The following is a 13,461-nucleotide window of genomic DNA, read 5'->3' on the forward strand; positions in this document are numbered from 1 at the left end:
ACGCCGCCCGCCCCATCGATGCGGGCGAGCGGCTTTCGGATCGGACTGCGCGTCCTACATTTGATAGCGCCAGGATTCCTCGTCATAGCGGCTCGCCGGGACGGTCGCGCTTCCGGGATGGTAGATCACCCGGTCGTCCGCGATTTCCAGCCGCTCCACGGCGCAACAGCGATCGTCTTCCAGCCGCACCGCGGCAACGCGCTTCGCTCCCGTGTCCACCAGCAGATGGTCGATCACGCCGATCCGCTCGCCGTTCGGCATGACCAGCGGCCGGCCCCGGATATCCTGCGATTCATGCTCCAATTTCCAGTCCGTCAGATGATCCAGCTGTTCGAAGCGGTCGTCATGTACGAAAATGTCTTCAGCCACGCTATTTTCCTTTCGATTTCGATGGTCGTGGATCAGCTCACCACGTCGACCTTGTTCGCATAGACATAGGCGTCGGTGCCCTGCGGCATCGTGACCTTGACGTCGGCGGGCACGTCGCCCGCGGCGCGCACCATGCCGTCGAACGTGACCCGCGATCCGGCCTTCACGACGGTCCGCTTCTCCTTCGGCACGTCGGGCGTCTCGTCGAACACCACCAGCGTGCGATTGGCCGGGCTGTCGCCGATATAAAAGGCCATGTCGCCTTCCAGCGATTCGACCGGCACGCCCTGAAGCGAAACCTGGCGGCCGACCATGCCGGACATCGCGCCGGCGCCCGCGCCGGTCAGCGTTGCCATCGAGGTAATCGTATCGCCGCTTGCAGTCATCGAACCGTTCGCATCCGTCGGCGTGGTATCGACCATGCGGCTGTCGTCCATCGGCTGCTCGGCGACGACGTCGGTATCCGCTACGTCGCCGTCCCGATCGTTGGCATTGGCCACGAACCACCAGATCAGCGCCGCGATCAGCAACGCCAGGATCAGCCATACCCACCAGGGGATGCCGCCCGATTTCTTTTCTACCGGAATTTCCGCCATGTTCGTTTCTCCTGTGTAACGGTGCTTCCAACCGGGGTTTGTGGTTTTAGTTCCGTTCGACTGCGTAAAATACCGGTCGCCATGGCAAGCCGACGGTCAAGTAACGGATTTTACTATGGAAATACTGGGACACAAAGCTTATTTCTCAATATATATCAGTAGTATAACAAGACTATTTTACTTGGGACAGGAAAGGTTTTTTCGCAGATTAACTCTCAACGGCGGCGGGAACGTCCGTCCGCGATCATGCCCGGTAAATCCGGAACCCAACATATTTAACTCTGTCCTACATACCCCCTTATGTATTATGTGGTCGGTCCACCAGAATAAGGAGGACCAATCATGCACGCTCCCGATCATGTCGAAACGAGCCTTGCCGATGTGCCGCCCGGCGCGGTGCCCGCTCCGGCCGCCAGCCCCGTCGCCGGATCGGCGACATGCCTTTTGCCCGCCGGGCAGCCGGCCCTAACCCCCATGTCGACAGACGAGCTTTCGCCCCGCAAACGGCGGCTTGACGGCTGGACGCCCTCGTCCAAACGTCAGTTCCTGGAGGCGCTGGCGCGCTGCGGGAACGTCAGGGACGCGGCGGCCTATGTCTCGATGAGCCGGGAGGGGGCGTATAATCTCAGACGGCGCGACCCGGCGTTCGCGCTCGCCTGGGAAGGCGCGCTGGTGCAGGCGCGCGAGCTGGCCGAGGACGATCTGCAGCACAAGGCGATCAACGGCACGGCCGATCCGATCTATTATCATGGCGAGGCGATCGACACGCGCACCCGCTTCGACGGGCGGCTGCTGCTGGCGCTGCTCGGACGGCTCGACAAGCGCGCGGATACCCCCGCGGCGGCGCTCGGGGCGGAGCGGTTCGACGATCTGCTCGACCGGATCGAGGCGGGCGCGGACGCCGGCGACCTGCTGGAGACGCCGGCCGCGGCGCTGGCGCGGGAGGCAGAAGCGGCACGCGCGGACGCGGCGGCGCGCGCGGCCGAAGCGAACGACGAGTGGGACGAGAATCCGCACCTGATCTGGGAATCCGGCGCCGAATGGTGGACCGACTATCCCCCGCCCGCCGATTATGACGGTATCGAGGAGGGCGAATGGGGCGACCGCCATTACCGCCGCACGCTGAGCGAGGAGGAAATGGCGGCGCTCGCCCCCGAAGAGGAGGAGGAGGAGGAGGAGCAAGCGCACCGCGCGCTCGCCGAGGCGCAGCGCCGCGCGGCGTTCGGGCTGGATCGGGAGGAAATCGAGGAACCATGCTTCCCCCGCGGCGAAAGGATGGAAGATTCTAATGCTCCAATCCCCGAAGATTCGAAGGCTGTCCCTTCGAACCAGGTAAACTCATTCCCCGCCGCCCCAGCGCAAGCTGGGGTCTCGGGCGAATCAGCCATAACGCCCGAGATGCCGGCTTTCGCTGGCATGACGAATGAATATCCGGGGAAAACCATTCCGGAAGGCGTCCTTGGTTCGAAGGAGACAGATGCCGTAAATCTCGCTCCCGAAAATCTTCCCCTGGACAGTGTGAAGCGTGTGAAGCTGAACCGTACGAAGCGGCGCGGCGCGGCGCGGCGCTCAGCCATAGGGGACGATCGGGCTGAGCGCGGTCTCGACGAGGAAGTCGGCGAGGATCAGGAGGAGCAGCGGCAGGTGCCAGCGCTCGGCACGCACGAAGAACAGCGCGATCAGCGCGGCGAGGCCGAGATTGGAGGCGATTTCCACGACCGTCTCGGCCCAGGCCGGGCCGGGCGCGGCGGCGGGGCCGTCGATCAGCAGCGTGAAGGCGAGGTCGCTGATCACGGCAATGAGGATGACGCTGCCGGTGACGAAGCGGCGATGGGCGCGGAAATAGGCGTCGTAGTCCGGCCAGGCGGCGGGATCGTCCGGAAACAGCATGGCCGAGACGAGATAATAGTAGCCGACCACGGCGAGCACGCCGATCACGGTGAGCATGTTGAACGGCAGCGAATCGCGCAGTTCGAACATGTCGAGCCAGAAGCCGGTCTGGTGGGCGAGCACGACGAGCGCGAGCAGCGGGACGAGCCAGCCGATGCGGGTGGCGCCGGCGACCGGATCGACGCCCGCTTTGGCCCGCGCGCGCAGCTTCAGGAGGCCGGCGAGCCCGCCCAGCACCTCGGCCACGGCCAGGCCGAGCAGCAGCGTGAAGATGTTGAAGATGATGTCGAACCCGCTCATGTGCCCTCCGTGCGGGATGCGCCCCCGCCGTTCGCGCCCGCCGGGCGCGGCCGCTTCCCGTCCCGCCGGTCCATGCGACGCGCCGCCGCCAAGCGCAAGAGGGCGGAACCGGCGGGGCGGCCGACCATTTCACTCCCGTAACCACCGGCGTTTGCGGCCGGTCGGGATCAGGAGATAACGGCATGTCACAGATCACAGGCGGAGCGCCAACCCTCAAAGGAGCGTTCGCTCTCGGCATCATCGGCACGGCGACCGCCTTGGCGGGATGTGCCACGCTCGCCGGCACCGTCGGCGAGAGCTACACCACCGCGCTGGTCGGCCAGCAGGAGGTGCCCGGCCCCGGCGATCCGGACGGCACCGGCACCGCCAAGATCACCGCCGACGCGACCACCAACCAGGTCTGTTACGATCTCACCGTGCAGAATATCAGCCGCCCGAACGCCGCCCACATCCACAAGGGCGCGCGCGGCGTGGACGGACCGGTGGTGGTGCCGCTGGAGGCGCCGGTGAACGGCGCGATCAGCAAGTGCCTGGGCGTCGACAAGGCGGTCGCCGCGGCGATCATCGCCGATCCCTCGGGCTTCTACGTCAACGTGCACACGGCCGACTATCCCAAGGGCGCCGTGCGCGGGCAGCTGTAGCCAAGAGCCCTTCTCCCGCCGGGGCGGGAGAAGACGACTTCCCTCTCCCGCCTGCGGGAGAGGAGCGAGACTTGGGAGCTTGCTCCCTAGTCGCAGCGGTGAGGGCACCCCGCAAAGTATCACTTTGTGGGGATCCCGGTGAGGGCTGCCGTTGCAGCGCTGCGCCGTCGATGGCGCTTCGCGCCACCCACCCTCATCCAACTTCGCCTAGCCGGTCCTTCGACAAGCTCAGGACTGGCAAGGCTGCGTATCCTTCTCCCGCCCGGGCGGGAGAAGGTGAAAGGAAGACATGACGCCCCCGATGACCGACAACGCCCCGCCCCGCCCCGCCGCCCCCGCCATCGTGCTGGTCCGCCCGCAGCTGGGCGAGAACATCGGCAAGGCGGCGCGCGCGATGCTCAACTTCGGGCTCACCGACCTCAGGCTGGTGGCGCCGCGCGACGGCTGGCCCAATCCCTCGGCCGGGCCGGCGGCGAGCGGCGCGGACCTGGTGCTGGAGCGCGCGCGGCTGTTCGATACGGTGGCCGAGGCGGTGGCCGACCGCGCGCATGTCTACGCCACCACGGTGCGGCGGCGCGGCGTCACCAAGCCGGTGCTGACGCCGGAGGAGGCGGCGCGCGCGTGGGGGCGCGAGGCGGGCGGGACGGCGATCCTGTTCGGACCCGAGCGATCGGGGCTGGGCACCGAGGATCTGGCCCTCGCCCGCACGATCGTGACCGTGCCGGTCAACCCCGCGTTCGGCTCGCTCAACCTGGCCCAGGCGGTGATCCTGACGGCTTACGAGTGGTCCCGGCACGACGCCGCGCTGGCCCAGCCGACCCGGGTGGAGGACGCGCCGCCCGCCCCCCAGGAGGAGCTGGACGGGATGATCGCGCAGCTCGACGCGATGCTGGACGCGCGCGGCTATTTCGAACCGCCGGACCGCGCGCCCCGGACCCGGTTGATGCTGCGCACGCTGCTCACCCAGCCCGCGTGGAACAGCGGTCAGGTCCGCACCATGCGCGGCGTGCTGAGCCGGCTGGAGCGGGAAAAGCGGTGATGCTCGTGAGCTGCTGTCTGCCGCAAGCCCATAGTGCCGAGCCCGTCGAACAAGTCGGTATCGATTGCTACCCGCCCGCATCGTTCGTCATGCCAGCGAAAGCTTTGTACGTCATGCCAGCGAAAGCTGGCATCTCAAGCCTCATGGCGATCCCGCCCGAGACCCCAGCTTTCGCTGGGGTGACGAACAAATGAAACGGGTTTGCAAGGTACATAATCGCCTTCGCTGGGGTGACGAGCAACAGCGCTTCTTGTCTACGGGAGGTTGCTCACCCGCGCTCGTCGAAGCGGTCGAACTCGTAGGCGATGGAGGTTTCGACCAGCCGGTCCCACAGCGCGGCGATCGCGCCCTCGGGCAGGCCCAGCGCGGCGGCGCGGGCGGCGGCGGCGGCGATGACCGCGGCCTTGCGCGCCTCGTCGCGCACCGCGCCGCGTTCCGGCTTGATCCGCGCGGCGGCGTCCATGTACCCGAAGCGCCGCGCGAGCAGATCGATCAGCGCGCGGTCGACCGCGTCGACGCCGGCGCGCACCTCGGCCATGGTGGTGCAGTCGGTCGGGTCGGTGGTCGGCTCGGGCGCGGGCTTGCTCATGGCGGTGCGTCTAGCATCCCGGCGGGCGATGTCGAGCGGTTGACTTGTAGGGCTTCGCGGCCTAACTGCCTCGCTTCGCGATTGGCCCCGCACCCCGGTGAAGCGGTGGCCGCGTCCAGCATATCGGCTGGGCGGTGCGAGACCGGGACCAACGTGACGCAAATTGGAGACATGCCATGTCGAAGCGCAAAGCATCGAAGTACAAACTCGACCGCCGCATGGGCGAGAACATCTGGGGCCGGCCCAAATCCCCGGTCAACCGCCGCGAATACGGCCCCGGCCAGCACGGCCAGCGCCGCAAGGGCAAGCTCAGCGATTACGGCATCCAGCTGCGCGCCAAGCAGAAGCTCAAGGGCTATTATGGCGACGTGACCGAGAAGCAGTTCAAGCGCGCCTATACCGAGGCGAGCAACATGAAGGGCGATACCGGCCAGAACCTGATCGGCCTGCTCGAGCGCCGACTGGACATGGTGGTGTACCGCGCCAAGTTCGCGCCGACCATCTTCGCCGCGCGCCAGCTGGTCAGCCACGGCCACGTCCGGGTGAACGGCGTGAAGTGCAACATCGCCAGCCGCCAGATCGCGTTGAATGACGAGATCAGCCTGGGCGCCAAGGCGAAGGAGATGGCGCTGGTGATCGAGGCGCAGGGCCTCGCCGAACGCGACGTGCCCGATTACGTGTCGGCCGACGGCAACGACAAGGTCAGCTTCGTGCGCGTGCCGACGCTCGACGAGGTGCCCTATCCGGTGAAGATGGAACCCAATCTGGTCGTCGAGTTCTACTCGCGCTGATCGGGCTCCGGCCCGCCCGGCCCGGCGCCGTCAGGCAGGCGGCGTCGAGCAGCAGCGCCGCCGGGCCGGCGTAGATCGCGCAGGCGTCCGCCCGCCGCTGAACCAGCGAGCGGGCATGGGCGAGGCGGCGCGCGGCTAGAGCGGTCTCGGCCGGAAGCGTCCGGGCGAGCGCCGGCGGCAGCGCCCCCGCGGCGAGGAACGCGCGGTCGACGACGAGGTGGGTGACGCCGTAGCGTCGCACGAAGCGGGCGAGCGCCGCCGGATCGTCCGTCGAAACTTCGTCCAGCGTGTCGGCCAGGCGACGCGCCACCGGGCGGTAATAGCCGAGCTGGTAGGGGATGGCGTGCTCGGCCGTCGCCAGCACGCGGCGCCCGGCGAGCGCGGGAACGGCGGCGAGCGCGTCCGAGGGTCCGGCGAGCAGCGCATCGTCCGGCAGCGCGGCGACGGCGCGCGGCAGGCCGGGATCGGCCGGGGCCACGGGACGCGGCATGCCGAGGACGGCGCCGACCAGCGCCGCGAGCGGGAGGACCGGGGCGAGCAGGACGGCGAGCGTTCGCCGTCCGCTCCCGGCCAGCCGGACCAGCGCGAGGCCGACGAGATGGGCGAGCGCCAGCGGCGCGGTGATCTCCAGGAGACGCTGGCTGTAGCGGCTCGGCAGGTGCAGCTCGAAGGCGAGCGCGGCGGCGATGGCGTAGCAGACCAGCGCCGCGCCGAGCGCCAGCGCGTAGAGCGGCGTCGGGCGCCAGGGCGAAGGCGTGCCGGTCCGCCGCTCGCGCCGCCACAGCCACAAGAGGAGGAGCGCGGGACCGAGGACGAGCGCGTAGAGCAGCCAAGCGGCCGGGTCCGCCGGGCCGGCGCAATCGAGAAAGGTCGGCGCGAAGCCGATGCGGTCCGAGCACAGCCAGGCGACCCGCCCGTCCGGACCGACGATGCTCGACCGACCGTCCGGGAGCGCCATGGCGGGCAGCGACAGCGCGCCGGGCCAGCCGATCGCCGGGCCGTAGCCCCGCGCCGAGAGCAGGAACGGCGCGATGCCGATGACGACGGCGACGGCGCAGAGCAACAGGGTGGGCAGACGCGGCCAGTCGAACAGGCGCGGCCACGGGCGCAACAGGGAGAGCCCGAGCATGCCGAAGGCGGCGACGGCGGGCGCGGGGTAGACGCCGGCGAGCGGCAGCAGGGCGAGCGCCATCGGCGCGGCGCGGCGCTCGGCCAGGCCCCAGAGGAACAGGAGCAGCAGCGGCGGCGCGAAGCCGCGCGGCGTCGCCGAGACGAGCGCGTCGCCCATGGCGATGACGGGCAGCACGGCGCCGGCGGCGAGGAACGCCGCCATCGGATCGGCCGTCAGCGCCCGCGCCAGCCGCCACAGCGGCCAGGCGCCGAGCAGGAGCAGCAGCGGCGGCAACGCGTGGGCCACGGTCAGTGTCGGCAGGCCGAGCGCGCCCGCGCCCTCGAAGAGCCAGCGATAAGGCGGCGGGCTCACCGCCTGCCAGTAGCCGGCGATCAGGTCGCCGCGCATGGCGCCGGGATCGGCGATCCGCGCGGTCCAGGCGAGGAACTGCCGGGCATCGTCGGGGATCAGCCAGGGCGAAGCGGCGAGCGTGCCGGGCAGGACCAGCTGCCGGTAGAGGCTGGCAGCTGCGAGGACGAGCGCGAGCGCGGCGAAGGCGATGCCCCATGCGCTCCCGTCCCGCCGCCCCTGCCAGGCGCGCCTCATCCGCCGGCCTCGACCGAGCGCGCGCGGCGCCAGTAGTCGCTGAGGAACGGCAGGCCGCAGAGCGCCGGGATGAGGTAGCGGCAGGTCGCCAGCACGCCGAGCACCGCCGCCGCCCCCGCGCCGAGGAACGGGCCGTAGAAGAAGACGATCGCCGCGTCGCGCGTGCCGATCCCGGCCATGGTCAGCGGCACGAGGCCGGCGAGGATCGCCAGCGTTGCAAAGGCGACGTTGTCGAGCAGCGGGATCGCCGGGCCGAGCGCGCGGGCGAACAGCCAGAACTGGACGAGGTGCAGCAGCCACAGGCCGAGCGACACCGCGACGATGCCGGCGCTGCGCCGCTGCGCCCAGAACCAGCGCACCGCCCCGCCCCACTCCTCGCCGAAGCTCGCCGCCCGCGCGCCGATCGCGCCGGGGGCGAAGCGCGCGATCAGGCCGAGCGCGCGCACCCCGATGCCGCCCGGCGCGAGCAGCAGCACGAGCAGCGCCAGCAGGCCCGCCACCGCCAGCGCGGCGAGCCGGTAGAGCGGCTGCCGCCCGCCGACCCACAGCAGCGCGGGGACCGCCCAGAACAAGAGGCTCGCCAGGTCGAGCAGCTTCTCGAACACGACGATCGACAGCGCCCGCTCGCCGCCCACATCGTGGCGCCGGCCGAGCGCCCAGGCCTTGGCGATGTCGCCCAGCTTGCTCGGCAGAACGAGGTTCAGCGTCGATGCCGAAAGGATCAGCCGCACCGCCTCGCCGCCGCCGATCGCGCCGCGCGCGAGCAGGCGGAAGCGCCAGGCGGTGATCAGTGTCAGCGGGACGACCAGCGCCAGCCCGGCGATCAGCCAGCCCGGATCGGCGGCGCGCGCGGCGGCGGCGATGGCGGCGAGATCGACGCGCCACCAGATGAACGCCAGCACCGCCAGGCTGACGGCGAGCGCGGCGAGCCGCTTCATGGCCTTGCGCCCAGATCGCGCTCGACCACCAGCGCCGCGTCGTCGGCCAGCCCGGCGAGCCGGTCGCTCCAGTCGATCCAGGGCTGGTCCTGCTCCGGGCTCCAGACGCGCGCCATGATCGTGGCGGTCGAGGTCTGGAAGCCGCCGACGCCGATCCGGGCAACGTCGCCCCAGCCCCGCTCGGCGCGCAGCTCGTCGCGCACCGTCCAGCCGCGGCCGTTCCACTCCAGCACGCGCCTGAAGGCGAAGGGCGCATCCTTGCGGCCCGTCACCAGCACCGCCTGCAGCATGCGGCGGACCAGGTCGGGGAAGAAGCGTCCGATGGTGATCATCAGCATGCGCAGCACGACCAATCTGAACGGGGTCAGCCGCGCCGCCTTGGCCCAGGCCATCCGGCCCTCGACCACGATGCGATCCGCGCCGAGTTCGGTCGCCGCGCTGCCGTCCAGATGAGTGACCGCGATACGGCCCCCCCGTGTCCGCAAGGTCGGCCCGGTGTCGGACCGGAGCAGCGCCGCGTCGTCGAACAGCTTGAACGCGGCCCCGCGCGACAGCCCGGCATAGAGATGCGCGCCCGGCCGATGATCGCACAGCAGCGCCGCGCCTTCGAAATGCCGGCGCCCCTCCGGCAACGCCGGCGCGCCGGGTCGGTCCTCGCCCCACTCGGCCCACGCCCGCATCCAGCTCCAGACGTGGTGGCCGACGATATGGTCGTCGCCATAGCAGGGCTGACGATCCTCGATCAGCGGGCGCAGCGCGCGGTCGTTGATCGCCCGCGCCCGCCCGCTCCACGCGCCCGCGATCTCGAAGCCGTGGGGGAAGAAGTTGCGCGTGCCGCGGCTGGCATACTCGCCGCCCACGCTGCCGTCCGGATGGACGAACCGCGCGATGAACCCGATCGCGCGGGCGCATGGGTCGCGCAGGCCCAGATCGGGCCGCAGCCGGTCGGTCTCCGCGAGCAGGCCGATGGTAAGCGAGAGATAGCCCGGATCGGCGCCGCCATATTCGTCGAACCAACCCTCCGCGTGTTGCCAGCTCAGCAGCCGCGCCGAGCGCTCGCGCAGCGCGGCGTCCCAACGCTCGCGGCCGAAACGCTCGCCCATCATGGCGAGGCAGCAGGCGATCAGCGCCTCGTGGTTGGACAGCCGCCCGCTCTCCTTGTGCCCGGCGAGCCAGGCCATGCGCCGGATCAGAAACGCATCGACCTCGGCATCGTCGTCCACCCCGAGCAACGCCGCCGTATGCAGCGCGGCGTAGAGCGAAAAGGCGGCGGCCCCGGCGGCGCGCTCATAGGGGTAATAGTCGTCGCAGCTCCCGTCGGGATGCGCCGAGCGCGCAGCGTAGCGCACCCCCGCGATGGCCCATTCGCGCATCGCCGGATCGCCGAACCAGCGGTTGCCCGGCATGTCGAGGCTATGGGCCAGCGCCAGCGGATAGGCGAACTCCTGGCTCATCCCGCACGGGAAATCCATGATACGGTAATGCCAGTAGGCGCGGTCGAAGCAGCCGTAGGTGGCGCTGGCCGGCGTGCGGTCCTGCAGCGTCAGGAGCTTGGGGATTTCGGCGAGCGCGCGGGCCGCCAGCGCATCGCGCGGGAACGGCGCGGCCAACAGCTCAGGCATCGGACGGAGAAGCGTGGGGCTCGACCAGCCGGCGCTGCGCGCGGCGCTGGGCGTATTGGATATCCTCGAGCAGCCGCCGATTGATCTTCAGCAGCTCGCCGATCAGCCCGCCGATCCACAGCAAGGCCGAGACCAGCAGCAGGATCGCCGCGGCGACCAGGCTCGGCAGATGGACGCGGCCGTCCGGCACCGCATAGGTCAGCCAGGTCCAGCGCCCGATCAGCCACAGGCCCAGCAGCAGCGCGGGCAGCGACAGCGCGAAGAAGGCGCTCAGCGGCTGGTAGATGAAATAGGTGCGCAGGATCGACGCGGTCGAGCGCATGACGTAGTTCGGGATCGAGCGGACCAGCCGCGATGGCCGCGTCTCGCCGTTCACGCCGACGGGCACCGAAGTGATGCGGATGTTCGATCGGCCCGCCTGGATGATCGATTCCAGCGTATAGGTATAGCCGTCGAAGATGTTGATCCGCATCGCCGCGTCGCGGGTCAGCGCGCGGAAACCGCTCGGCGCGTCGCCGATCGCGGTGCCCGAGACGCGCTTCACCACCGCGCTGCCCATGCGCTGCAGCATCCGCTTGGTCCAGCTGAAATGGGCGATGGTGCGGATCGGCCGGTCGCCGATCACGAACTCGGCGCGCCGCTCCAGGATCGGGCGGATCAGGTCTGGGATCGAGGACGCGTCGTACTGGTTGTCGGCGTCGGTGTTGACGATGATGTCCGCGCCCTCCGCCACCGCCCGCGCCAGCCCCGCCATGAAGCCGTGGGCCAGCCCCATGTTCACCGGCAGGTCGACGATATGATCGACGCCGTGCGCCTTGGCCACCGCGACCGTCCGGTCGCTGCTGCCGTCGTTGACGATCAGCCATTCGACCACGTCCACGCCTTCCAGTTCACGCGGGAGATCGGCCAGCGCCGCGGGCAGCGCCTCTTCCTCATTGTAACAGGGGATCTGGATGACGAGTTTCAAAGCGGGCTTTCCGGCGGCTGCACGAACGGCCCCCGCGCATAAGCCCGCCTGGCTGGCCTTGCAACAAGGCTGGGTCATGCGCGCGGCGCGCGGCTTGCCCCCGGCCCGGCGCTCTGCCAGATTGCCCGGTATCGCCAGACTCCCCCGAGAGGAACTCGCCCACCATGAAAACGTCCCTTCTGTCCGCCGCCGCCTTGTCCGCGCTGACGCTCGCCGCCTGTACCCATGTGCCGGATGCCGCGACGCAGAGCCTGGACCAGCTCACCGGCCGCGCGCCGACCGGCGATGGGATGGCGGACACGATGGTGAGCGATGCGACCGCAATCGCGCCGCCCCAGCTGTCCGAACAGACGATGAAGGATGTGACGCGCGAGCTTTCGTCCGATGCGTTCCAGGGCCGCGCACCGGGCACGATCGGCGAGGAGAAGACCAAGGCGCTGATGGTCCAGCGCTTCCAGCAGGCTGGGCTGAAGCCCGGCAATGAAGGCAGCTGGTTCCAGGAGGTGCCGCTGGTCGAGATCACCGCCAGGGACTTCTCGCCGCTCACCATCGGCGGCGGCAAACAGGCGCTCAGCTTCCGGAACGGCGATGACTTCGTGGCGGTGACCTATCGCGAGACCCCCTCGATCGACCTCAAGGACAGCGAGCTGGTGTTCGTCGGCTATGGCGTGAACGCGCCCGAGCGCGGCTGGAACGACTATGCCGGGATCGACGTGAAGGGCAAGACCGTAGTCATCCTGGTCAACGATCCCGACTTCGGGACGCAGAGCCTGGACGGTCCGTTCGGCGGGCGGGCGATGACCTATTACGGCCGCTGGACGTACAAATATGAGGAGGCGGCGCGGCAGGGCGCGGCCGCGGCGCTGATCGTCCACGACACCGCGCCCGCCGCCTATGGCTGGAACGTGGTCGAATCGAGCTGGACCGGCCCGCAATATCTCGCCCAGTCCAATGACAAGGGCGCGGACCAGACGATGATCAACGGCTGGGTCCAGAAGCCGGTGGCCGAGCGGATCTTCGCAGCCGCCGGCAAGGATATGAACGCGCTGATGCAGGCCGCGCGGAAGAAGGGCTTCAAGGCCGTGCCGCTGGGCGAAACCGCATCGCTGTCGTTCCAGAACGATTTCAGCCGCAAGCTGTCGAACAACATCGTCGCCGTTCTGCCGGGCGCCAGGCGGCCGGACGAATATGTGCTCTACACCGCCCACTGGGATCATCTTGGCATCTGCAAGCCCGCGCCCGACGGCGACGACATCTGCAACGGCGCGGTCGACAACGCCACCGGCAGCGCGGCGCTCGTCGCGCTGGCCGAGGCGCAGGTGAAAGCGGGCGCGCCCGATCGCTCGATCGTCTTCCTCAACGTCACCGCCGAGGAATCCGGCCTGCTCGGGTCGCAATATTATGCAGACCATCCGATCTATCCGCTGGCCAGGACGGCGGGCGGCGTGAACATGGACGCGCTGTCGCTGGCGGGTCCAGCGAAGAACCTCACCGTGATCGGCCTGGGCAAGAGCGATCTGGACGACTATCTGAACGCCGCCGCGCGGATCGAGGGGCGCACGCCCGAGCGCGAGCCGACGCCGGAGAAGGGCTTCTATTACCGCTCCGACCATTTCAGCCTGGCCAAGCAGGGCGTGCCGATGGCCTATTTCGAAAGCGGCGAGGACCTGGTGGACGGCGGGCGCGCGGCGGGCGCGGCGGCAGCCGAGGACTATATCGAGAACCGCTATCACGGCCCCAAGGACGAATATGATCCGGGTTGGGACTGGACCGGCGTGATGAGCGACCTCAGGCTCTATTACCGCATCGGCCGCGAACTGGCGATGACCGGCGACTGGCCGAACTGGAAACCCGGCGACGAGTTCAGGGCGATCCGCGACGAAACGGCGGACCAGCGGGCGGGACAATAACACCGGTCGATATTGAGAGGTTGTGCTCCTGCGCAGGCAGGAGCTCAGCAGGCGCCCTTTCCCGATGGGCTCCTGCCTTCGCAGGAGCACAG

Annotated in this window: 12 protein-coding genes; 5 read left to right on the forward strand and 7 right to left on the reverse strand. The window is 69.4% G+C overall.

What is annotated here, in order from left to right:
* Positions 1-54: 54 nt before the first annotated feature.
* Together ACOQPC_RS09770 and ACOQPC_RS09775 are read right to left on the reverse strand one after the other, a co-directional pair.
* Positions 55-369: a PRC-barrel domain-containing protein gene (locus tag ACOQPC_RS09770; protein WP_420605547.1), complete on the reverse strand. Its 315-nt coding sequence runs from the start codon at positions 367-369 to the stop codon at positions 55-57.
* A gap of 32 nt (positions 370-401) precedes the next feature.
* A complete protein-coding gene (locus ACOQPC_RS09775) occupies positions 402-965 on the reverse strand; it encodes a hypothetical protein (RefSeq protein WP_420605548.1) in 564 nt (187 codons plus the stop codon).
* A 342-nt stretch (positions 966-1,307) separates the two neighbouring features.
* On the opposite strand from ACOQPC_RS09775, the gene ACOQPC_RS09780 reads away from it, so the two are divergent.
* From ACOQPC_RS09780 to ACOQPC_RS09790, 3 genes are all read left to right on the forward strand, one after another.
* Complete coding sequence (locus tag ACOQPC_RS09780; protein WP_420605549.1) at positions 1,308-3,296, forward strand: hypothetical protein; 1,989 nt, start codon at positions 1,308-1,310, stop codon at positions 3,294-3,296.
* A 41-nt stretch (positions 3,297-3,337) separates the two neighbouring features.
* A complete protein-coding gene (locus tag ACOQPC_RS09785) occupies positions 3,338-3,796 on the forward strand; it encodes a CHRD domain-containing protein (RefSeq protein ID WP_420605550.1) in 459 nt (152 codons plus the stop codon).
* A 301-nt stretch (positions 3,797-4,097) separates the two neighbouring features.
* Positions 4,098-4,835, forward strand: coding sequence for an RNA methyltransferase (locus tag ACOQPC_RS09790; RefSeq protein ID WP_420605551.1), 738 nt, complete (start codon positions 4,098-4,100; stop codon positions 4,833-4,835).
* Between the two features lie 268 nt (positions 4,836-5,103).
* Here the strand turns inward: ACOQPC_RS09790 and ACOQPC_RS09795 are convergent, their stop codons facing one another.
* Positions 5,104-5,424 carry a chorismate mutase gene (locus tag ACOQPC_RS09795; RefSeq protein WP_420605552.1) on the reverse strand — a complete coding sequence of 107 codons (321 nt, stop codon included), beginning with the start codon at positions 5,422-5,424 and terminating at the stop codon, positions 5,104-5,106.
* A 176-nt stretch (positions 5,425-5,600) separates the two neighbouring features.
* Here ACOQPC_RS09795 and rpsD point away from each other — a divergent pair, with 176 nt between their 5' ends.
* The gene (rpsD, locus tag ACOQPC_RS09800) at positions 5,601-6,215 is read left to right on the forward strand and encodes a 30S ribosomal protein S4 (RefSeq protein WP_420605553.1); all 615 of its coding nucleotides are present in this window, start codon (positions 5,601-5,603) and stop codon (positions 6,213-6,215) included.
* On the opposite strand, the gene ACOQPC_RS09805 is transcribed toward rpsD, so the two are convergent.
* Genes ACOQPC_RS09805 through ACOQPC_RS09820 form a run of 4 tightly spaced genes read right to left on the reverse strand, consistent with a single transcriptional unit; the run spans position 6,127 to position 11,459 of the window.
* Complete coding sequence (locus ACOQPC_RS09805) at positions 6,127-7,932, reverse strand: hypothetical protein (RefSeq protein WP_420605554.1); 1,806 nt, start codon at positions 7,930-7,932, stop codon at positions 6,127-6,129. The two genes, rpsD and ACOQPC_RS09805, sit on opposite strands and share 89 nt — an antisense overlap.
* Positions 7,929-8,870: a lysylphosphatidylglycerol synthase transmembrane domain-containing protein gene (locus ACOQPC_RS09810; protein WP_420605555.1), complete on the reverse strand. Its 942-nt coding sequence runs from the start codon at positions 8,868-8,870 to the stop codon at positions 7,929-7,931. Before ACOQPC_RS09810 ends, ACOQPC_RS09805 begins: the two co-directional genes overlap by 4 nt.
* Complete coding sequence (locus ACOQPC_RS09815; protein ID WP_420605556.1) at positions 8,867-10,492, reverse strand: hypothetical protein; 1,626 nt, start codon at positions 10,490-10,492, stop codon at positions 8,867-8,869. Before ACOQPC_RS09815 ends, ACOQPC_RS09810 begins: the two co-directional genes overlap by 4 nt.
* Complete coding sequence (locus ACOQPC_RS09820; RefSeq protein WP_420605557.1) at positions 10,485-11,459, reverse strand: glycosyltransferase family 2 protein; 975 nt, start codon at positions 11,457-11,459, stop codon at positions 10,485-10,487. The genes ACOQPC_RS09815 and ACOQPC_RS09820 overlap by 8 nt, the downstream gene beginning before the upstream one ends.
* Positions 11,460-11,623: 164 nt before the next feature.
* Here ACOQPC_RS09820 and ACOQPC_RS09825 point away from each other — a divergent pair, with 164 nt between their 5' ends.
* Positions 11,624-13,369 (forward strand): M28 family metallopeptidase, encoded by a 1,746-nt coding sequence (locus ACOQPC_RS09825; RefSeq protein WP_420605558.1) that lies wholly within the window; start codon positions 11,624-11,626, stop codon positions 13,367-13,369.
* Positions 13,370-13,461: the final 92 nt, after the last annotated feature.

Origin of the sequence: Novosphingopyxis sp., assembly GCF_965218915.1 — a bacterium.
In the GTDB taxonomy this organism is placed as follows: domain Bacteria; phylum Pseudomonadota; class Alphaproteobacteria; order Sphingomonadales; family Sphingomonadaceae; genus Novosphingopyxis.